This window comes from Neoroseomonas eburnea (genome assembly GCF_018129005.1).
GTDB classification, from domain to species: domain Bacteria; phylum Pseudomonadota; class Alphaproteobacteria; order Acetobacterales; family Acetobacteraceae; genus Neoroseomonas; species Neoroseomonas eburnea.
The window spans coordinates 169,665-190,160 of sequence record NZ_JAAEDL010000007.1 but is presented as its reverse complement, the minus strand read 5'-3'; the positions used below and the strand labels follow the sequence as shown (position 1 = coordinate 190,160).

General features: G+C 71.6%; 19 protein-coding genes. 9 read left to right on the top strand and 10 right to left on the bottom strand.

The window, feature by feature from the left end; all coding sequences use genetic code 11:
* Positions 1 to 85: 85 nt before the first annotated feature.
* From GXW74_RS09515 to GXW74_RS09500, 4 genes are all read right to left on the bottom strand, one after another.
* Positions 86 to 1,030 carry an N-carbamoyl-D-amino-acid hydrolase gene (locus GXW74_RS09515; RefSeq protein WP_211846254.1) on the bottom strand — a complete coding sequence of 315 codons (945 nt, stop codon included), beginning with the start codon at positions 1,028 to 1,030 and terminating at the stop codon, positions 86 to 88.
* Entirely contained in the window at positions 1,027 to 1,320 is a 294-nt protein-coding gene (locus GXW74_RS09510) for a hypothetical protein (RefSeq protein ID WP_211846253.1), read from the bottom strand. The genes GXW74_RS09515 and GXW74_RS09510 overlap by 4 nt, the downstream gene beginning before the upstream one ends.
* Entirely contained in the window at positions 1,304 to 2,695 is a 1,392-nt protein-coding gene (locus tag GXW74_RS09505) for a dihydroorotase (RefSeq protein ID WP_211846252.1), read from the bottom strand. The genes GXW74_RS09510 and GXW74_RS09505 overlap by 17 nt, the downstream gene beginning before the upstream one ends.
* Positions 2,696 to 2,945: 250 nt before the next feature.
* Positions 2,946 to 3,857: a LysR family transcriptional regulator gene (locus tag GXW74_RS09500; RefSeq protein ID WP_211846251.1), complete on the bottom strand. Its 912-nt coding sequence runs from the start codon at positions 3,855 to 3,857 to the stop codon at positions 2,946 to 2,948.
* Positions 3,858 to 3,968: 111 nt separating this feature from the next.
* On the opposite strand from GXW74_RS09500, the gene GXW74_RS09495 reads away from it, so the two are divergent.
* The 5 genes from GXW74_RS09495 to GXW74_RS09475 all read left to right on the top strand — a co-directional run bounded on the left by GXW74_RS09495 (position 3,969) and on the right by GXW74_RS09475 (position 8,916).
* Positions 3,969 to 5,495 (top strand): MmgE/PrpD family protein, encoded by a 1,527-nt coding sequence (locus GXW74_RS09495; RefSeq protein ID WP_211846250.1) that lies wholly within the window; start codon positions 3,969 to 3,971, stop codon positions 5,493 to 5,495.
* 28 nt (positions 5,496 to 5,523) lie between these two features.
* On the top strand, positions 5,524 to 6,015 hold the full coding sequence (locus GXW74_RS09490; protein WP_246523138.1) for a GNAT family N-acetyltransferase: 492 nt from the start codon (positions 5,524 to 5,526) through the stop codon (positions 6,013 to 6,015).
* On the top strand, positions 6,012 to 7,145 hold the full coding sequence (locus GXW74_RS09485) for a bifunctional 2-methylcitrate synthase/citrate synthase (protein WP_211846248.1): 1,134 nt from the start codon (positions 6,012 to 6,014) through the stop codon (positions 7,143 to 7,145). The genes GXW74_RS09490 and GXW74_RS09485 overlap by 4 nt, the downstream gene beginning before the upstream one ends.
* 639 nt (positions 7,146 to 7,784) lie before the next feature.
* On the top strand, positions 7,785 to 8,375 hold the full coding sequence (locus GXW74_RS09480; RefSeq protein ID WP_211846247.1) for a histone H1-like repetitive region-containing protein: 591 nt from the start codon (positions 7,785 to 7,787) through the stop codon (positions 8,373 to 8,375).
* Between the two features lie 73 nt (positions 8,376 to 8,448).
* A complete protein-coding gene (locus tag GXW74_RS09475) occupies positions 8,449 to 8,916 on the top strand; it encodes a GNAT family N-acetyltransferase (protein ID WP_211846246.1) in 468 nt (155 codons plus the stop codon).
* Positions 8,917 to 9,058: 142 nt separating this feature from the next.
* On the opposite strand, the gene GXW74_RS09470 is transcribed toward GXW74_RS09475, so the two are convergent.
* The 4 genes from GXW74_RS09470 to GXW74_RS09455 are packed head-to-tail and all read right to left on the bottom strand — an operon-like array spanning position 9,059 to position 13,349.
* The gene (locus tag GXW74_RS09470; RefSeq protein WP_211846245.1) at positions 9,059 to 9,946 is read right to left on the bottom strand and encodes an MBL fold metallo-hydrolase; all 888 of its coding nucleotides are present in this window, start codon (positions 9,944 to 9,946) and stop codon (positions 9,059 to 9,061) included.
* On the bottom strand, positions 9,943 to 10,851 hold the full coding sequence (locus GXW74_RS09465; protein ID WP_211846244.1) for a DMT family transporter: 909 nt from the start codon (positions 10,849 to 10,851) through the stop codon (positions 9,943 to 9,945). The genes GXW74_RS09470 and GXW74_RS09465 overlap by 4 nt, the downstream gene beginning before the upstream one ends.
* Positions 10,851 to 11,786, bottom strand: a complete 936-nt coding sequence (locus GXW74_RS09460) for a DMT family transporter (RefSeq protein WP_246523116.1) — start codon at positions 11,784 to 11,786, stop codon at positions 10,851 to 10,853. The genes GXW74_RS09465 and GXW74_RS09460 overlap by 1 nt, the downstream gene beginning before the upstream one ends.
* Before the next feature lie 21 nt (positions 11,787 to 11,807).
* Complete coding sequence (locus tag GXW74_RS09455) at positions 11,808 to 13,349, bottom strand: hypothetical protein (protein ID WP_338148190.1); 1,542 nt, start codon at positions 13,347 to 13,349, stop codon at positions 11,808 to 11,810.
* A 181-nt stretch (positions 13,350 to 13,530) separates the two neighbouring features.
* Between GXW74_RS09455 and GXW74_RS09450 the strand changes: the two genes are divergently transcribed.
* From GXW74_RS09450 to GXW74_RS27945, 4 genes are all read left to right on the top strand, one after another.
* Positions 13,531 to 14,262: a class I SAM-dependent methyltransferase gene (locus tag GXW74_RS09450; RefSeq protein WP_211846242.1), complete on the top strand. Its 732-nt coding sequence runs from the start codon at positions 13,531 to 13,533 to the stop codon at positions 14,260 to 14,262.
* A gap of 17 nt (positions 14,263 to 14,279) precedes the next feature.
* Positions 14,280 to 15,245 carry a glycosyltransferase family 2 protein gene (locus tag GXW74_RS09445; RefSeq protein WP_211846241.1) on the top strand — a complete coding sequence of 322 codons (966 nt, stop codon included), beginning with the start codon at positions 14,280 to 14,282 and terminating at the stop codon, positions 15,243 to 15,245.
* Entirely contained in the window at positions 15,242 to 15,592 is a 351-nt protein-coding gene (locus GXW74_RS09440) for a DMT family transporter (protein WP_211846240.1), read from the top strand. Before GXW74_RS09445 ends, GXW74_RS09440 begins: the two co-directional genes overlap by 4 nt.
* Positions 15,593 to 15,690: 98 nt before the next feature.
* Entirely contained in the window at positions 15,691 to 16,227 is a 537-nt protein-coding gene (locus tag GXW74_RS27945; RefSeq protein ID WP_246523115.1) for a DUF3574 domain-containing protein, read from the top strand.
* Positions 16,228 to 16,464: 237 nt separating this feature from the next.
* Here the strand turns inward: GXW74_RS27945 and GXW74_RS09430 are convergent, their stop codons facing one another.
* Positions 16,465 to 17,160, bottom strand: a complete 696-nt coding sequence (locus tag GXW74_RS09430) for a hypothetical protein (RefSeq protein ID WP_211846238.1) — start codon at positions 17,158 to 17,160, stop codon at positions 16,465 to 16,467.
* Between the two features lie 433 nt (positions 17,161 to 17,593).
* Complete coding sequence (locus tag GXW74_RS09425) at positions 17,594 to 20,374, bottom strand: phosphoenolpyruvate carboxylase (protein WP_211846237.1); 2,781 nt, start codon at positions 20,372 to 20,374, stop codon at positions 17,594 to 17,596.
* Positions 20,375 to 20,496 lie beyond the last annotated feature (122 nt).

Sequence of the window (20,496 nt, the reverse complement as noted above, 5' to 3'; positions counted from 1 at the left end):
CCGTCCTGTTCTTGCGGCGGAGTGTGGGCGCGCCCCGGCGGCCGGGCAAGCCGGGCGCCGCCCGGACGCCCGGCCGCACGCCGCATCAGGGAGGAGGCACGGCCCCGACCTGGTCGACGATGGCGCGATACCATTGCGGCCGGCGATGGGCGGCGAAGTTGAACATCTTCTCCTTGCCTTGCCGGCAGGCGTCGAAATCGACCTCCGCGACGATCACCTCGTCGCCCAGCGTCTTCGCCTGCGCCGCCACGACCCCGTTCGGATCCACGATCACGCTGCCGCCGATCAGCCCGGAGCCGTCCTCGTTGCCGGCCTTCGCCACGCTCACCGCCCAGGTCGCGTTCATGTAGGCATTCGCCTGCACCGCCAGCGTCGAGTGGAAGGTGCGCAGGTCGGCGCTTTCGGTGGTGCCGCCCATCGGATCGTAGGCGGCGGAGTTGTAGCCGATCAGCATCAGCTCGACGCCCTGCAGGCCATAGCAGCGCCAGCCTTCCGGCCAGCGGCGGTCGTTGCAGATCAGCATGCCGGTGACGGGGCGGCCCCAGGACTCAGGCCCGCGGAAGGCCGGGAAGCCCATGTCGCCGTATTCGAAGTAGCGCTTCTCGAGCTGCTGGAAGCGGTCGCCGGCGCGCGGCTCCACCGTCCCCGGCAGGTGGATCTTGCGGTACTTGCCGAGGATCGACCCGTCCGGCCCCACCGTGATCGCGCTGTTGAAGTGCTGCCCCTGCGGCGTCAGCTCCGCGTAGCCGACATAGAAGCCGACCTTCAGCGCCTTCGCCCGGTCGAACAGCGCCTGGGTGTTCGGGTTGGGCATGGCGGTCTCGAAATAGCTGTCCACCTCCTCCTGGTCGGCCAGGAGCCAGCGGGGGAAGAAGGTGGTGAAGGGCAGTTCCGGGAAGACGACGAGCTGCGCGCCCTTCCCGGCGGCGTCTTCCAGCAGCGCGATCATGCGCGCGAGGATCGCCTCGCGGCTGTCGGCCTTCTGGTTCGGGCCCATCTGGGCGCCGGCGATGCGGAGGATACGGCTCATTTGAAAAGGTCCCTGAAATCCTGAAGCGTGCCGCCGAAGGCACGCCAGACGAGAACGGTGCCGAGGCAGATGCCGCCACCGAGCAGCAGGCCGGGCGCGCCTTCCCGCATGCCGGCTCCAGCGGCAAGGCTCGCGCCGAGCAGCCCGAGCAGCAACCCCGCGCCGACGGCGATCGCCGCCTGCCAGAAGCCGGGCTTCACGCGCGGCGGCGGTTCGGCCTGGCGGGAGGGACGCGGCGGCCGCTTCACCCAGTGGCGCGGCGGGCGCGGCTTCTCACTCTTCCCCGACATAGGTCCCGTTGTGCTGTCGCGGCACGAACTGCCCCGTGCCCGGCTTCGCCAGCACCGCCCTGCCGTCCCAGATGCAGGCGCCGCGCAGGAAGGTCGCGGCCACGCGCGCCGCCATGCGCCGCCCGTCATAGGGAGACCAGCGCGCATCCTCCTCGTCCTGGATCTCCTGCGCGTCGAAGGTGAACTCACCGGTTTCCAGCACGAGCAGATCGGCATCCGCGCCGATGCGGATCGCGCCCTTCTTCGGAAACAGGCCGTGGAACTTCGCCGGCCGCTCGGCGCAGTACTTCGCCATCAGCGTCACCGGCAGGGAGCGTTCCGACAGCAGCGTGTACATCAGCGGCGCGAAGGACTGCATGCCGGTCAGTCCGGCGCCGACGGTGAAGATGTCCCCGCTGTAGGTCTTGCGGTCCTTCGGCCAGGGCGCATGGTCGGTGGAGACATAGGCGATCCGCCCCGCAGCGAAGGCTTCCCACATCCGCGCCACCTCCTCCTGCGTGCGGAAGGGCGGGTTGCACTTGCCGAAGCCTTCGAGGCGGATGATGTCCTCCTCGGTCATGCAGAGATACTGGATGCAGGCCTCGCCGGACGCCTTGCCCCCCATCCTGCGGAACACCTCGGCGATCTCGAAGCCGCGCGCCAGCGAGGAATGGGCGATGTGGACATGCGCGCCCGTCTCCAGCCCGATCTCGAAGATCTCGAGGTCGGCCATCGTCTCGCAGAGCGGCGGGCGGGTGCGGCAATGCCAGATCGGCGTCGTGTTGCCCGCCGCCTTCGCCTCCTCCGTCAGGCGGACGACGATCTCCTGGTCCTCGTTGTGGATCGCGACCATCAGGTTGGTCTTCGCGATCTCCCGGAAGGCGGCGACCATAGTCGGGTGGTCGATGCGCGGAAAGCGGACCGCGTCATACTCATATGTAGAGAGCTTGAACGAGCAGACCCCGGCCTCGGCCAGCCCGGCGATGGCGTCCACCCCCCCGCTCTTCCTGATGGTGCCGTAGAGCGCCATGTCGACGTGCGACAGGCTGTTCACCACCTCGATCTTCTCGGCGAGGATGGAGGCGTCCGTCACCGGCCGCGGCACGTCGTAGGGCATGTCGACGCAGGTGGTCACACCGCCCGCCGCCGCCGACATGGACGCGCCCCTGATCCCCGGCCAGCCGCGGGAGGAGGAGGTGTGCATATGCCCGTCGACCAGGCCCGGCAGCACGTACTTGCCCGAGAAGTCGAGCTCCTCCTTCGCCGGCGGGCTCACCCCCTCGCCGATCGCGGCGATCGTCTCGCCGCGGATGGCGACGTAGCCGTCGCGCAGCACGCGGTCGGTGAGGACGATGTCGCCGCGGACCACGCGGTCGAAGGGGATGGCATCAGGCATGCGGCAGACCTCCGGAGTCAGGCAGCGGAAGCTACCCCCGGAGGTCCGGCCTGCCCACCCCGGGCGGGCCCGGAGCAGCCGGCCGGCGGCGGGACCATCGCCGCGGCTCCCCGGCCGCTGCCCTGCTCCGGGCGCGCCTGACCGCCGGGCGCCCGGAGCGGCTTCCGCTCGCCCCGGCTCGCGGCAACCACGCCAGCCGCCCGTCTTCGCGAGCATCTTCGCCCGATCAGGTGTTTCCACCTGATCGGGATCAGTTCTGGCGGCGCCGCTGCGGCCAGGCGCCCTCCGCGATCTCCAGCGCCAGCCGCACCGCCTCGCTCTCCCGTTCCGCATTCCACGCCAGCGCCACACCCACGCCACGCACCGGTCCGGCCAGCATGCGGAAGGCGACGCCGGGCGGATCGAGCCGCGCCATCCCCTCCGACACCAGCGCCACCCCGAGCCCCGCGGCAACGAAGCCAAGCTGCGCCATCGCCGACCCCACCTCCCGCACCGCCTGCGGCGCGAAGCCCGCGGCGCGGCAGGCGGCCGTCATCGCATCCGAATAGGCCGGGCTGATCGCACGCGGCAGCATCAGCATCTGTGCCTCGGCGAGCATCGCGAGCGGCAGGGGATCGGGTCCCGCCAGCAGCGCATGCCCCACCGGCAGCGCCGCGACCAGCCGGTCCTCGCCGAGCGGCCGCAGCCGGATCGGCGCCACCTCGCGGTCGGAGCGCAGCAGCGCGAGATCCACCTCGCCCCGCCGCAGCGCCTCCATCGCATCCGCGGTGTCCATCTCCCGCACGCCGATCGCCGCCTCGGGCCGCGCCGCCTGCATCGCGCGCACGAGCGGCGGCAGGTAGTCGAACAGCGCCGAGGTGACGCAGGCGAGCGCCACCGGCGCCGATCGCCCCGCCCGCAGCTCGCGCGCCAGCGCCTCGAGATCCGCGGCATTGCCCGCGAGCCGCCGCGCCAGCGGCAGCAGCGCCTCCCCTTCCCGGGTCGGCCGCGCCCCCTTGCCGGTGCGTTCGAGCAGCCGCACGCCGAGCTCGCGCTCCAGCGCCTGGATCTGCGCCGTCAGCGGCGGCTGCGAAATCCCGAGCCGCGCGGCGGCGCGGCCGAAATGCCCCTCCTCGGCGACGGCGAGGAAATGCCCGAGACGTCGAACGAGCCGGAAATCCATCCCGATACGGAAAAGCTATCCCGCGCCGAGGTCAATCGGATTGGACGATCACGCCATACGGGGGCACAAGACGCCCCGACCTAGTCCGTCTCTGAAGGGAGAACGCCGCCGATGAAGCTCCACCCCGTGAAGGTCCACCCGTCCAAGGCGCTGCTCAAGCGCGAGGACCAGCTCGCCTGGAAGATGGCCTCCGTCGCGACCGACAAGGTCGCGGTCGAGAAGGACGTCCAGGAGATGATCATCAACCGGGTGATCGACAACGCCTCCGTCGCCATCGCCGCGATCAACCGCCGTCCCGTGGTCTCCGCCCGCGGCATGGCGCTCGGCCATGCGAAGAAGGCGGGCGGCGCGCAGGTCTTCGGCGTGAAGTCGGGCACGACGGTCTCCCCCGAATGGGCGGCCTGGGCGAACGGGACCGCGGTGCGCGAGCTCGACATGCACGACACCTTCCTCGCCGCCGACTACTCCCACCCCGGCGACAACATCCCGCCGATCCTCGCCGTCGCGCAGGCGATGGAGAAGTCCGGCCGCGACCTGATCCGCGGCCTCGCCACCGGCTACGAGCTGCAGATCGACCTGGTGCGCGCGATCTGCCTGCACGAGCACAAGGTGGACCACATCGCCCATCTCGGGCCCTCGGCCGCGGCCGGCATCGGCACGCTGCTGAAGCTGCCGCAGGAGGTGGTGTTCCAGTCCATCCAGCAGGCGCTGCACACCACCGTCTCCTTCCGCCAGTCGCGCAAGGGCGAGATCTCCTCCTGGAAGGCCTATGCCCCGGCGCATGCCGGCAAGCTGGCGATCGAGGCGGTGGACCGCTGCATGCGCGGCGAGGGCGCGCCCTCGCCGATCTACGAAGGCGAGGATTCCGTCATCGCCTGGGTGCTCTCGGGCCGCTCCAACCGCCAGGACGTCTACGGCCCGGTCTACTACCACGTGCCCCTGCCCGAGGCCGGCGAGGCGAAGCGCGCCATCCTGTCGAGCTACACCAAGGAACACTCGGCCGAGTACCAGTCCCAGGCCCTGATCGACCTCGCCTTCCGCATGCGGGAGCAGATCAGCGACTTCGACGCGATCGAGAAGATCGTCATCCACACCTCCCACCACACCCACTACGTGATCGGGACGGGGGCGAACGACCCGCAGAAGATGGACCCGAAGGCCTCCCGCGAGACCCTCGACCACTCGATCATGTACATCTTCGCCGTCGCGCTGCAGGACGGGCGCTGGCACCACGTCGACAGCTACGCGCCGAAGCGCGCCGGCCGCGCCGACACCGTCCGCCTCTGGCACAAGATCGAGACCACCGAGGATCCGGAGTGGACCCGCAAGTACCACTCCAAGGACCCCGACGAGCTCGCCTTCGGCGGCCGCGTCGAGATCCTGTTCAAGGACGGCTCCAAGCTGGTCGATGAGCTCGGTGTCGCGAACGCCCACCCGAACGGCGCGAAGCCCTTCGGCCGCGAGGACTACATCCGCAAGTTCCGGACGCTGACGGATGGCATCATCTCCGCCCGCGAGGCCAACCGCTTCATCGAGGTGGTGCAGGACCTGCCGCGCCTGAAGGCGGGCGAGCTCGGCGCGCTCAACGTCGCGCTGCCAGCCGGCGGATTGCTCGAAAGCAAGCCCGGCATCTTCTGAGCGCCGGAGGGTGGGGGCGGCGGTGACGATGCGGGCGGGGATCGCGGCGGATGCGCCGGCCCTCGCCCGGCTCCGCCTCGCCGCCCGCGCCGCCGCCATGCCGGGACTGCGGGAGGCCCGCCCGGCGGCGGAGGTCGCCGGCTGGCTCGCCGCGGAGCTGATGGCGCGCCACGGGGTCATCGTCGCGGCAGGCGCCGGCCAGCCGGCCGGCCATGTCGGCTTCGGCCTCGATCCGGTGCATGGACCGATGGTCCTGCACCTCCACCTCGACCCGGCCTGGCGCCGGCGCGGCATCGGCAGCCGTCTGCCCGCGGAGGCGGCGGCCGCGCTCGGCCCCCGCCTTTCGCTCTTCTGCATCGCGCGCAACACTGGCGCGCAAGCCTTCTACGAACGCCATGGCTTCCGCGTCGCCGCGACGAGCGGCGGCGCGGGCACGGAGGAACGGGAGCCCGACATCCTCAACGTCGGGGATCGAGGCTTCCTGGACACAGACACCACGACAAGCGGGAGCACCCCATGAGCGAAGCGCCTGACATCAAGAAGGGCCTGGTCGGCGTCTATGCCGACGTCTCCTCCATCTCGAAGGTGATGCCGGAGACCAACAGCCTGACCTACCGCGGCTACGCGGTGCAGGATCTGTGCGAGAACGCCTCCTTCGACGAGACCGCCTACCTGCTGTGGAACGGGGAGCTGCCGTCCAGGGCGCAGCTCGACGCCTTCCGGGCGGAGGAGAAGGCGAACCGCGCCCTCTCGCCCGCCCTGCTGCGGGTGATCGCGGAATTCCCGAAGACCGCCCATCCGATGGACGCCATCCGCTCCGCCGTCTCCTTCATGGGGATGGAGGACCCGGAATGCGCCGACATCTCCGATGCCGCCCAGCGCCGCAAGGCGATGCGGCTGCTGGCCAAGATCCCGACCGCGGTCGCCGCCGCGCACCGCGCCGCGAAGGGCCTGGCGCCGATCGCCCCGGACGCCTCGCTCTCCTTCTGCGAGAACTTCTTCCACATGGTGTTCGGGAAGGTGCCGCAGCCCGAGGTCATCAAGGCCTTCGACGTCTCGATGATCCTCTACGCCGAGCACACCTTCAACGCCTCCACCTTCACCGCCCGGACCATCTGCTCGACCCAGGCGGACATGCACGGCGCGATCACCGGCGCCATCGCCGCGCTCAAGGGCCCGCTGCACGGCGGCGCCAACGAGGCGGTGATGCACATGCTGAAGGAGATCCCCTCCCCCGAGGCGGCGGCCGGCTGGCTCGAGGACAGGTTCGACCACAAGGCGCTGGTGATGGGCTTCGGCCACCGGGTCTACAAGACCGGCGACAGCCGCGTGCCCACCATGAAGAAATACGCCGAGATCATGGCCGAGGTGGTGGGCGACCGCCGCTGGATGAACACCTCCAACGTGCTCGCGAAGATCATGCTGGAGCGCAAGAACATCCACCCGAACCTCGATTTCCCGGCCGGGCCCGCCTACTACCTGATGGGCTTCGACATCCCGCTCTTCACGCCGATCTTCGTCTGCTCCCGCATCACCGGCTGGGCGGCGCACGTGCTGGAGCAGGCGGCCGACAACCGCCTGATCCGCCCGCTGTCGTTCTACACCGGCGTCGAGCAGCGCCCGGTCGTGCCGCTGCCGCAGCGCGGCTGACGGCGACCGCTCCCGTCGCGCACCGCCGCGACGGGAGCGCACCGCGCGACGACCGCGCGACGACGACCGACCTCCTCCCGCACGCCTGAAGCGCGACGCGCACGACACAGCGCACGATCGCTCGCGACGACAACGCGCATTTTGCGCGCGTGCATGTGCGGATTCTGTTGACACCCAATATGTGCGTGCAGATAGCGTGACGTGCGCGCGAATCATCTTGCGCGATTCGTCGGACACGTTCTCCGCACCACGCGCCGCACGACATCGTCGGACAGCAGTGCACCGAGAACCGCCGACGCATCGGCACCGTGAATCGCCGCAGCAGGGAAGGACGGTCCATGGACCGCAGGCTCACAGGAAGGACGGCAGCAAGCGCCGCCCTTCCGGCACCGCCCCGCAGCGCAGACCCTGCGCCGCGCACCGGCGGGAGAGAGGACGGAGGCGGCGCGCGGCGGGGATACACCGCGCGCCTGAGCCATTCCGTCGACTGCGGCACTGGGCTCGCTGCACGGCCGAAGATGCGCGCGACGGGATCCGCGCGCCGGAGGCCCGCCCGTTACCACCTGCTGTACCCCCGGATGCGGCGTACGTGAGCGCGCCGCCTCCATCCCACCGGAACGCACGGAGACACCACACACCATGACCGACATCATCGAGACCACCGAAGCCGAGGGCGCCGAGCCGCGCGCCCAGGCGATGGCGATGGCCGCCGCGAAGAAGAAGGCACCGGCCAAGAAGAAGGCCGCGCCGAAGCGCAAGCCGGCCGCGAAGAAGGCCGCTGCCAAGAAGCCCGCCGCCAAGAAGGCCGTCGCCAAGAAGAAGCCGGCTGCCAAGAAGACCGCCGCCAAGAAGCCCGCCGCGAAGAAGACCGTCGCCAAGAAGGCCGCCGCCAAGAAGCCTGCGGCCAAGAAGGCGGCCGCGAAGAAGGCGACCGCGAAGAAGGCGACCACCCGCAAGCCTGCCGCGAAGAAGGCCGCCGCGAAGAAGACCACCGCGCGCAAGCCCGCCGCCAAGAAGGCCGCCGCCCCGAAGAAGGCCACCGCGCGCAAGCCCGCCGCCAAGAAGGCCGCCGCCCCGAAGGCCGCCCCGAAGAAGGCGGTGGTGAAGTCCACCGCCCGTTCGGAGGCCGCGAAGAAGGCCGCCGCCACCCGCGCCGCGAAGAAGGCGGCGGCTGCCGCCGCCGCTGCCGCTGCTCCCGCGCCGACGATGTCGGAAGCCTCGGAGGGCTGAACCAGGCGCCGATCCCGGCGTCGGGGCGCCGTCCGCGCGAGCGGGCGGCGCCCCATTCGCTTCCAGGTCCAGCATGACCATCGCCATCGCACCGCTGCCGGCGGAGCAACGCCACCGCCTGGCCCCGCTGCTCGAGGACTACGCCGCCGAGATGCGCGCGACGCTCGCCGGCTCGCGCCCCGCGCGTGGCGTGGATGCCGCCGCGCTGCTCGCCACCGACGCTCGCACGGAAGTGCTGGCAGCCCACGAGGGCGAGGCGATCCTCGCCTTCGCCATCTTCTTCGACCTGCCGGAAGCTGTCTTCGCCCGCCGCTGCGGCGCGTTGGACGACCTCTTCGTCCGCGCGGACCGGCGCGGGCAGGGGCTTGCGCGCGCGATGCTCGACGCGCTCTGCGCGCTCGGGCGGGAACGGCACTGGTCGCACCTGCGCTGGATCGTGCCCGAAGGCGACCGCGGCGCGATCGCGCTCTACGAGCGCGTGGCGACCCGGGCGGACTGGCGGTCCTATGTGATCAGGCTGGATCCGGAGGCGTCGCTGTGACGAAGGCGGGGGGAGAAGGGAACTTCTCCCCCCGTACCCCCCTCAACCTTCTTTGGCACTTGGGGACTGACCGCCGATGTCAGTTCCCAAGAGACAAGGAAGGGAGGGGGATGGGGGGAGGTTCACCCTGCCCCGACCTTCCCTAACGCGCTTCCCACTGCTCCCCATCGCGCGACGCCGCCCCTTCCTCCGCCAGCTTGATGAGGTGCGCGAGCAGGCTGCGCGCCGCCGCCGGCACCAACCGGTCGTCCAGCCGGGGTCCATAGACCGGCGGCACGAGTTCCCGCGCCGTCGCGCGGCGCGCCGCGCGCAGCGCGTCCAGCACCATCGCCTCCCGCTCCAGGCGATGCGCCGTCAGCGCCGCGACGAAGGGCGCGGGTTCGGGCAATGGCGGCCCGTGCCCCGGCAGATAGATCCGGTCGTCGCGCGCCGCGAGCCGCGCCAGCGAGCGCATATAGGCCGCCATGTCCCCGTCCGGCGGGCTGACGACGCTGGTCGACCAGGACATCACATGGTCGGCGCTGAACAGCACGCCCCTGGTGCCGTCGCTCTCCAGCGCGAAGCAGAGATGGTTCGCGCAATGCCCCGGCGTGTGCAGCGCCGTCAGGCGCCAGTCGTCGGTCTCCAGCGCCGCGCCGTCGGGCAGCATCACCTGCGGGCGGAAATCGTGGTCGCCGCCCTCGCCGCCCTGGTCGGGCGGCGTGAGGTGCGGGCCGAAGCCGAGCGACGCCGCGCCGGTCGCCGCCTGCAGCGCGGCGACGCCCGGCGAATGGTCGCGATGGGTATGGGAGACGAGGATGCGCGTGATCCGCTCGCCCTCCGTCGCGCGCAGGATGGCGGCGAGATGCGCTGCGTCCTGCGGCCCGGGGTCGAGCACGGCGACATCCGATCCATGCCCGATGATCCAGGTGTTGGTGCCGCGATAGGTGAAGGGGCCCGGATTGCCGCACAGGATGCGCCGGATACCCGGCGCGACCGCCTGCACCTCCCCTGGCGGCAGGGGGTCGTCCTTCAGGAAGGGAATGCTCACTGTTTCCTCCGCATCGCCGCGCGCTTCATTTCCCGGTGCAGGATGTAGAGCCCGGAGGCGACGATCAGCACGGCGCCGACGAGAGTGCTCCATCCCGGCGCATCGGCGAAGATCACCCAGCCGATCAGCACCGACCACAGGATGGAGGTATAGGAGTAGGGCCCGAGCGCCGAAACCTGCGCGGAAGCGTAGGCCTCCGTCAGCATCACCTGCGCGACGCCACCCACCAGCCCGACCAGCAGCAGCAGCCCGAATTCGAGGAGGGACGGCGTCGTCCACACGAAGGGCAGCGCCACCAGGGTGAAGGCGGTCATCAGCAGCGACTGCCACAGCACGATGGTCGCCGAGGATTCGGTCGCCGAGAGGCTGCGCACCAGCAGCGTCGTCATGGCGGACCATACCCCCTGCGCCACCGCGACCGCCATGCCGACGGCGATCACCCGGTCCGGCATGCCGCCGCCCTGGAAGGCGCCCTCCCCCAGCGCGATCACCATGATGCCGCCGAAGCCGAGCAGCACGGCGGACCAGCGGTGGATGCCGACCTTCTCCCCCAGGAAGGGGATCGACAGCAGGGTCACGAACAATGGCGTGCTGTAGGTCAGCGCCGTCTGCTCGGCGAGCGGCAGCACGGTCAGGGCATAGAAGGAACAGCCCTGCGCCAGCGTGCCGGTGACGGCGCGCACGACATGGCCGGGCAGGCGCTTCGTCCGCAGCAGCCCCCAGTCCCGACCGCGCGCCGCGATGGCGATCATCACCGGCAGGGAGAAGGCCGAGCGGAAGAACATGATCTCGATGAAATGGACGTTCGAGCTCACGCCCTTGATGATCGCCGACATGACGGTGAACAGCGCGGTGGCCCCGAGCATCAGCAGGGCGCCGCGCCTCATGTCGTGGCGGAGCGGCATCAGATCCCCGCTATGTCGCGCCGTTCGGCCGCCCGGCGGAGCTGTTCACGGTGGAGATTGTAGAGCCCGGCGATGATCACGATCGCGGCGCCGCCGATGGTCGTCCAGGCCGGCACCTCGGCCCAGATCAGGAAGCCCAGCACGCCGCCGAGCAGCAGCGGCGAATATTCGTAGGGCGCGAGCGCGGATACCGAGGCGAGCGCGAAGGCGCGGGCGAAGAGCATGTGCGCGATGGCGTTGGCGATCCCGAAGAAGGCCAGGGCGGCGAGCACCCCGGGCCCCGGCATCGTCGCCGGCGGCGGAAAGGCCGGCAGCAGCAGCAGGCCCATCGGGATATGCGCCGCCATCAGCCAGAAGGCGATCGCCGCCGGCCCGTCGGTGACCGAGAGCACCCGCGTCCAGATCCGCGTCACCGCCATGGCGAGGACGGCGACAAGCAGGAAGGGCGTCTCGAAACGCCAGAGATCGCCCTGCGGCTGCAGCATCACCAGCACGCCCGCGAAGCCGAGCAGGGTGGAGCTCCAGCGCCGCCAGCCCACCTTCTCCCCCAGGATCGGGATCGCCAGCAGCGTCATCGCGAGCGGCGCGGCGGCGGCGATGGCGTAGGAATCGACCAGCGCCATGCCGCTCACCCAGGCCCAGTACCAGGTCGCGGAGACAGCGCAGTGGAGCACCCCGCGTGCCGTCAGCAGCAGCTTGTTGCCGGCGGCGATGCCGCGCCCGCGGGTCAGCACCAGCACCGCTGCCGAGCCTATGACGCCGCGCGAGATCATGGAGACGGCGACGCCCACCTCCGGCAGCGCCCATTTCACCGCCACGTCCGCCCCGGTGATGACCACATAGGCGGCGAGGATGAGGAAGATCCCCCGGATGGCCTCCGCACCTGTCGGCGTCGCAAGCCTGGCGGCGGACGTCACGCGTGTTCCGTCAGCCACGCGGATTGTCTCGTCTGCGCATCACCAGGTCCGGAGGAAGAGGCGGTAGCCATCGATCTCGCCGGCCGGCCGATAGCCTTCCAGCGTCTCGGCGAAGAGCGGATGGCTGGCAAAATACTCGAGCAGGTCGAAGCGCCCCCCGCAGGCCGGCATGTTGGCATGCCGCGCCACCATCATGGCGATGGGCGGATGGGTGGCGAAATCCTCGGCGACGGCCTGATAGAGCGCATGCTCGACCCGTCCCATGGCGTGCGGCTCGCGATACGGCGCGGCGCCGGCCGGGCAGTCGCGATACGCGCCCTGCAGCGGCCAGATGCTCATGGTGTGCAGCGTCTGGCGGGCATGGGCGTAGGTGAGCGCCGGATAGACCGGGAAGATGTCCGGGCTCAGCACCAGCACGTCCCCGCCGAAGGCCTCCCGCCGCAGCCATTCGGTCAGGCGGCCGGCGGTCTCGGCGTGGAAGGCGGCCTGGCGCCAGGGCGTCTCCCCGCCACGGACCTGATAGAGCAGGATGCCGAAGGCGGCGACGGCGGCGAGCACGGGCGCGGCGGCGCGGGCGGAGGCGGCCGGCAGGCCGTGGTCGGCCCGGCGCGCCGCGGTCACGGCGAGCGCGGCGCAGGCGAGGATGCTGATCGGCAGCACATGGTAGGTCCAGCCCTTGTGCTGCACCCAGGCGGCCAGGAAGGCGCCGAGCGCCGCCATCGCCAGCGCCTGGCCGAAGGCGCCCGCCTCCCGCCGCAGCGCCAGCGGCACCGCGACCATCAGCAGCAGTTCGGCCGCGCCCATGACATCGGTCAGCAGCACGCGCCACGGGCCGGGCCCGTGGATGCCGGGATAGACCGCCCAGGCAAGCGGTACGACCTCGCGGAAATAGGCCGGGAAGAAGACCGGGATGGAGGCCAGGTAGAGCAGCCAGACAGCCAGCATCAGCCAGGGCACCGGATCGCGCAGCGCCCGCGCCGGGCCACGGCGCAGCAGCACGAGCCCTTCCACCAGCGCCGGCACCGCCAGGAAATGCGGCTTCAGCGCGAAGCCGAGCGCCGCGACGAAGGCGACCGACAGCGCCGGGCCCCGTTCGACCGCCGGCCCCTCGATGCGGCGGGCGGCCAGCAGGCAGTACGGGATGGCGGCCATCGCCATCAGCACTTCCCGCTGCCCGAAATCCGATCCGGCCACCAGCAGCAGCAGCGGCACGCAGGCGGTGAGTGTCGCGGCCTCCACCGGGCCTTCGGCGCGGCCGCGGCGCAACGCCTCCGTCATCAGCCAGAGCAGGGCGGCGACGCCGAGCAGGCAGAGCACGATCGCCTGCGCCGGCGTCAGGCTGGTCCAGCGCGCCATCGCCGCCGGCAGCAGGTTCAGGATGAAGATCAGCGGCGGATTGACGTCGACCAGGTCGACATAGAGCCGCTCCCCCGCCAGCCAGCGGCGGGAGAAGTCGAGCACCGCCGCCACGTCGTGGTTGAGCGGCGGCAGCAGGATCATCGCCAGGAAGAAGGCGGCCGGGGTAAAGGCGGCCCTCCGCAGCACGCGGTCGCGCCGATCCGCCGCGCGGCGGGAAGCCACGGAGCGCCCGGCCGTCCGGAAGGTGGCAGGCCGGCTGGACTCGGTCTGGTGCGGGGACGGCGTCATTGGTGGGGCTGGACACTCCTTAGAGTCCCAGGCGGACGTGATGCAACCTGAATACCGTCCCGTTGTGGCACCTTCCTGCCTTGTTCCGGCCTTTCTGGGATGCCAGGAACAGAGTGTGGAACCCGCCGAATACGACCTGATGGATGCGGCGGAGGAGCGCATGTGGTGGTACCGCGCCCTCCATGCCCGCGTGCTGGATGCGCTCGCCCGCCGGCCCGGCCCGGCCGGGGCGGTGCTCGATGCCGGCTGCGGCACGGGGGGGCTGCTGCGCCGGCTCGCCACGCTCGGGCGCCCTCTCATCGGGCTGGACTTCAAGCCGGCTGCGGCATTCCGGGCGGCTGCGAAGTCCGGCGCCGTGGCGGTGGCGGGCGATGCCAACCGCCTGCCCTTCGCCGACGGCGCCTTCGCGGCGGTCACCTCCTGCGACGTGTTGTGCCATCGCGCCGTCGATCCGGCGGCGGCGCTCGCCGAGTTCCGCCGCGTGCTGGTGCCGGGCGGGACGCTGCTGCTGAACCTCCCCGCCTATGCATGGATGCATTCAGCGCATGACGAACGTGTCCACAACGCAAGGCGGTACACCGCCACCGACGCCCGCGCGATGCTGGACTCGGCGGGTTTCGCCGCCGTCGAGGCGCGCTACTGGAATGCGCTGCTGCTTCCGCTGATGATCCTGGAGCGCAAGGTCCTGCGCGCCGACGCGGCGCATGACAGCAGCGACGTCCGCCCCTTCCCCCCCTGGCTCGACGCGACGCTGCACGGCGTGACGGCGGCGGAGCGGGCGCTCGGCCGGATCGGCCTGCGCTATCCTGCCGGGGGATCGATCCTGCTGGTCGCGACGCGGCCCTGATGTCGGAGAGCCTTTCCATGCCCACCACCACGGCCGGGGCCAGGCACCCGGTCGGCCTGTCCATCGTCGTGCCGGTCTATCGCGGCGCGGCCACCGTCGGCACGCTGGTCGCCGAACTCTCGAAGCTGAAGCCCGAGGGCGGCCTCGAGATCGTGCTGGTCAACGACGGCAGCCCGGACAATTCCGGCGATGTCTGCCGGGAGCTCGCCCGCACCGCCACCGTGCCGCTCACCTATATCGAGCACGCGCGCAACTTCGGCGAGCACAACGCGGTCATGACGGGGCTGCGGCATGCCCGCGGCGCCTATGTCATCACCATGGACGACGACCTGCAGAACCCGCCGGAGGAGGTCATCAAGCTGTATGACCACGCCCGGCTCGGCGGCTTCGACGTGGTCTACACCCGCTATGCGGTGAAGGAGCACGAGGGGTGGCGCAACCTCGGCTCCCGCTTCGCCAACTGGGTGGCGGACCAGCTCATGGACAAGCCGAAGGGTCTCTATCTCTCCTCCTTCCGCTGCATGTCGGCGCTGGCGGTGGCCGAGGTCGTCCGCTACCGCGGCCCCTACCCCTATGTGGACGGTCTGCTGATGCAGGTGACGCAGCGGCTGGACAGCATCGAGGTTAAGCACTTCGCCCGTGTCGAGGGGCGGTCCAACTACACGATGCGCCGGTTGATCCGGCTCTGGATGAACCTCGCGACGAACTTCTCGGTGCTGCCGCTGCGGCTCGCGGTCTTCGCGGGCGTGGCGATGGGCTTCCTCGGCCTGGTCGCGGCGAGCTGGGTGATCATCGAGGGGCTGATGGGCGAGACACCCTCCGGCTGGGCATCGCTGATGACGGTGACGCTGCTGATCGCGGGCGTGCAGTTCCTCATCCTCGGGGTGCTCGGCGAATATGTCGGACGCGCCTTCATGTCGGCCAACGGCAAGCCGCAGGGCGTGGTGCGGCAGGTGATCGCGGCGAAGGATGCGGCCTCGTGACCCCCTATTGGATCGCGCTCGCGGCGGCGATCAGCACCTCGCTGATCGGCCAGGTGCTGCTGAAGTCCGGCGCCGCCGGCGCGGTGGCGGATGACGGCGGCTTCATCCACCAGCTCTTCCGCCTGCCGACCATGGTCGGGCTGGTCTGCTACGGCGGCGCCGCCCTTCTTTACATCGTGGCGCTGCGGAAGATCCCGATGAGCGTGGCACTGCCCTGCACCGCGGCGTCCTACGTCGTCATCGCCCTGATCGGCTGGGCGGTGTTCGGGGAAGGGCTCGGGATGCAGAAGATGGCGGCGATCGCGCTGATCTCGGCCGGCGTCGTGCTGCTGGCGACGACGGCGTGAAGGGCGGCGGGTGGCGGTACCGGAGGGGCGCCGCCCCTCCGAACCACCCCGCCAAAGGCCGAAGGGCCTTTGGAAACCGTCACCTGGCGCCGGGCACGATGGCCACCGCGGATCGGCACGGCGCGCGCCGTGCAGGCGAGCAGCCCCCGACGTCGTTCCTGCCCGTGCGGCGCGGTGCCAGGTCATGGTTCCCAAAGGCCCTTCGGCCTTTGGCGGGGTGGCGTGGAGGGGCAGCGCCCCTCCACTTCTTCCTCCTCCTGCTCCTGAACGCCTGCGCACCCGCGCCGCCGCCCTGCCCTGCCGGCACCGGACCCGCGACCGTCGCCGAGGCCTATTTCGGCCGCAACGTGAGGGACAGGGAGGAGGTGAGCGAGGCCGAATGGCGCGCCTTCCTCGCCGACACCGTCACGCCCGCCTTTCCCGATGGCCTGACCGCCTTCGATGGCGCCGGCCAGTGGCGCAACCGCGAAGGCAGGATCGCGCAGGAACGCAGCAAGGCGCTGGTCGTCGTGCTCCCCGGCGCCACCGCCGAGCAGGCCCGCGCACGAATCCGGCCGATCGAGGAAGCGTGGAAGGCGCGCTTCCACCAGCAATCCGTACTGACGCTCTACCGCGCGGCCTGCGTCGGGTTCTGATCCTACCGGTCGCCTTCAGCGACCGGTGGAGCAAGTGTCGTGCCTGATGCGCCGGCGCGCGCCTGGCTTGCGCGCCATAGGCTGGCCCGCCTGGCGCGGTTGTCGATCTGGGCGCGGTCGCACTCGCGGCCCGATGCGCGGCATCGGGCCGCAGGGCGGTGATCAAGGCCCGGCGCTTTCAGCGGCTCTCCGCCCTCGTCGCGGTGGAATGGCACGCCGTCAAGGCCGCTCGTGCCGCTATTCGGCGTCGCCGATCCGGAACAGCGATCCGCTCAAGCTGCCCATGGCCCCGCAATAGTCGAAGCCGGCGCGCCCGGGCCGGGGAATGGATCGGATGCGCAGCATCGGCCCCTCGCGCCGCACCGCGATCTGCTCCCCCTCCGCCCCGGCGATCAGCGTGTCCGTGGCGTCCATGACGCCTTCCGCCTCGAACTCGCAGAGCCAGGAGAGGGCATAGGGTTCGGCGGCATTGGCCGTGACCAGGTACCGGCCGCCGCCGAGCGGGCGGATCCGCGCCTCGGCGAAGGCGCCGGTCCAGTGTCCGGCAACGCCGTCCGGCGGATCATCCTGCATCCGGATGAGGCGGATCAGCCACCATTCGAGCTCGGACCGCAGCGTGTAGGCGCCCTCTGCCTCCATGGCGCCGTCCGCGGTGAAGAACAACTCGCGGGATCGCGCGCGGCGACGGATGGCGTCCTCCTCCGTCAGGACCGCGGTGGCCTCCCGCGGCAGCAGGCGCTGCAGCTCCGCGACGCGCCGGCGCCGCCCGTCCTCGAGCAGCGAAAGCCAGGGGTCGGCAGCGATCGCGGCATCGATCGCGCGCTCGGCGCCCGCGCAATCGACGTTGCGGCGGCTCGGGCAGCGTTGCTGCGCCACGGCCGGGGCCACCGCAGCGCAGGCCAGGACTAGTCCGAGGATCCATCGCAGCGTCATGTGTCATCGCCCGCCTCCACGCCGGGTGGCGCAAGTCTAGCCGGCATGGCGGGCCGACGCCCTGAAACGCTTCACACCGCGTGGCCCGTGCTCCCCGAACGCAGGGGATCGGCCCGGCAGCCTCGCGCGAGAAGTTCGGATCATTGCCGTGCCTCCCGAACGCAGCGGAGCGGCCCTGGCCGTGCCGGCGTCCGCGCCCGTCGCGCCACCGGACCCGCAACTGACCGCCGGGCCGAACCCGCACGGCAGCACGGATTCCGTTCGCAGCGGTTCACCGATACCGGCGAGTCCTTCGGCTGGCTCGATATCGGGGACCCGGCTTCGCGCGCGGCTGCCGCACCGGCCCCCTCGCCGTCGCGGGAATCGTCACCCGATCGGGCGGTCCCGGCTGATCGGGATCGTCCTCGTGAAGCGCAGCCCTGGCGGCCGGGCGTCAGCCGAAGGCGCCCACCTCGTGCGAGATCACCGCCGAGCATTCCCGCACCAGGGCGAAGAGCTCCGCCATCGGCGTGAGGATCGCCTCGTGCTCCGCGGCGTAGGAGGCCCCTTCGCGCGGCGGCGCCGGCTCGCCGAAATCCAGCCCCGTAGCCGGGTCGGGCGCGGCGGGGAAGATCTCTGCCAGCAGGTCGAGCACCGGCGGCACGTCGAGCTGCAGCAGCCGCGCCACCAGTGAATCGCGCGTCGCGCCATGCCGCGGGCTGAATTCCGGCAGCGCCACCGCCAGCAGCCATAGCCGCTGCACCAGGCACAGCCGCAGCGCATGCGCGAGCACCAGCCGGTCCGGCATCGCCGGCAAATCGGGCCAGGCCGCGCGCAGCATCAGGTGGTCCGCCTGCAACCGCCGGAACATCCGCCGCGTCGAGGCGGAAAGGCCGAGCCGCTCCAGCGCCTCCGCCACTGCCATCAGCGCCTCCCGCCGCCCCGGCCGCCTGGTGAAGCCCGCCCGGTCCAGCCACGGCGAGGGATCGAGCATGTCCATCGCCGCGCGCAGCACGCCGAGGTCGCTGCACGCCGCCGCCCGCGCCGCCATCGCCAGCGCGCGGGCGAAGCGCGGCGACCGCGCGGAGAGATCGGCGAAGGCATCCGGGTTCGCCGCCGCCGCCGCGCCCAGCCCATGCAGCGTGTTCGCGAGCCATCCCATCTGATGCAGGATCGCGTTGTTCGGAATGGCGCGGAGCTGCGACGGGTGGCTGATGCGCACCGGCCCGCCCAGCCCATCGGTCTGCCGCGCCGAGGGCCGCGACCCGGTCCTGTCCAGCAGCCCCGGCCCGAAGGCGCCGAGCAGCGCGGCATATCCCGGGTCCTCCACCAGCGCCGACATCTCGCGGCGGATGGTGGCGAAGAAATCCGCCCCCCAATCCGCCTCGGCGTAGATCGGGTCGGAGGGTTCCGCCTCGGGCGCCAGGGCGTGTTCCGCGATGCGGGCGATGGTCGCCAGCGCCAGCCGCTCGGTGCCGAACAGCAGGTAGCCGTCGCCGCCCTGGAAGGCGGTCTCCTCCCGCAGCTTCAGACCGGCGGCGGCCAGCGCCCCGCGCGCCGCCGGCGGCGAGAGATAGGCGAAGCGGTCGGCGAGGCTCGCCGGATGCCCGCCGCGGCCGATGCTCTCGCCATGGGTGTCGAACAGCACGAGCTCGATGCCGTGCAGCGCATGCCGCCGCATCTGCTCGGCGAGCCGGATCTTCAGCCGCTCCGCGAGATAGGACGCGGCGAGCTGCCCGACATAGCGCCCTGAATCCGAATAGCCGAACTGCAGGCAGAGCCGCCCATGCCGGCGCAGGTAGTCGCGGAAATGCGGGCTGCGCAGCGCTTCCTCCAGCACGCGCTCGCCGCGTTCCAGCGCCTCCGCCGTCTCGAACAGCGGCGAGATCTCGATGCGGTCGGCGATGCCGAAGCGCTTCGCCAGCCACAGCGCGGCGAGCAGCGTGTAGCCGGTCTCGGTCTCGGCGATCAGGAAGCGCACCGGCTGGCTGCCGTCGATGTGCTTCAGCACCTGCGCCACCGTCATCACCAGCCGCACGGCGGAAGCCTGCTCGGCGAGGATCGCCCCGGTATCGACCGGCAAGGGCTTCACCTCGGCGAGCGCGGCATTCACCTGCGCGAGCAGCCCGCGCCGTCCCGCCCGGTCATCCGGCGCCGCCGCGATGCCGAGGCGCTGGCGCAGCGCATTGTGGATCTGCGCCGCGTTCAGCCGCACATGGGTATGCGCGAGCGCCAGCCCATGTGCGGCCAGCCCCGCCCGCTGCACCGCCAGCGCCTGGCGCGCCGCGGCATCCGGCGCCGCCTCGATCGCCGCCGGGAACAGCGCGAGCAGCGGCTCGGGCGAGGTCAGCGCCGCCTCCCGCCCCTCGATCAGGCGCAGGGCGAAGGCGCGGGCCGTCTCGGCGGTCGGCTTCGCCGGCGCGGCTTCCTCCTGCGCCGCGACCTCCGCCGCCGCCGCGCGTGCCCGGGCGACGATCGGCGCGGCACAATCGCCGAGCGGCGCCAGCCGGTCCGCCAGCCGTGCGAGCTGCAGCCGCTTCATGCGCAGCCGCAGCCGCAGCGTGTCCTGCCAGCCGATATCGGTCCGTCCATCCGTGTCGTAACCGACCCAGGAGGAGAGGATGAGCGGCCGGGGCTCGAGCGCGAGGACACGGTCGCCCCAGACCTCGCGCCCCGCCTCGAACAGCGCGGCCGAGAGCGCGTCCAGCGCGTCCCGCCCGCGGTCGATCGCCGCCGCGGCCTGGCGGAACTCCTCCTCCAGCGTCACCGGCGCCGGGCGGTGCGAGAGCCCGTCCGGCAGCGTCGCGCCCCCGGCCGCCTCGGCCAGCGCGGTGCCGGTCGCGAGCGGCAGGGAGAAGGTCGGATGCGCGGTGAAGACGGCGGCGAAGCGGGCGCGCTCCACCGCCTCGCGGAAGGCGGCGAAAGGAACCGGGCTGTCCTCCGGGTCCGGCCGCACCAGCCGCCCGGCGATCCGCGCCAGCGCCGCCGCATCGTCATCGAGCCCGGCATAGGCGGCGAGGCGCGCGGCACGGTCCGACGCGGCATCCCGGGCCATGCGGGCGATCAGCGCGCGCAGCGCCTCCCGCGTCAGCCGCCCCTCGTCGAGCGCGCGGCTGACGTCGAGGGCGACCAGCAGCACCGGGTCGCCGAAGGGGTCGGCCGCCGCCGCCTCCCGCGCCGCGCGCAGGCGTTCGAGCAGATCGGCCAGGAGGTCGGAGGGCGGCATCACATCCATGGCGACATGCTGCACTCGCGAAGATGCCGAAGGCGAGTCGGAATGCACGGCCCGCCGCCCACGCGTGACGTCAGGCCGGCCTTGCACCGCCCCGGCCAAGCCGCCATCGTCACGGCGCCGAC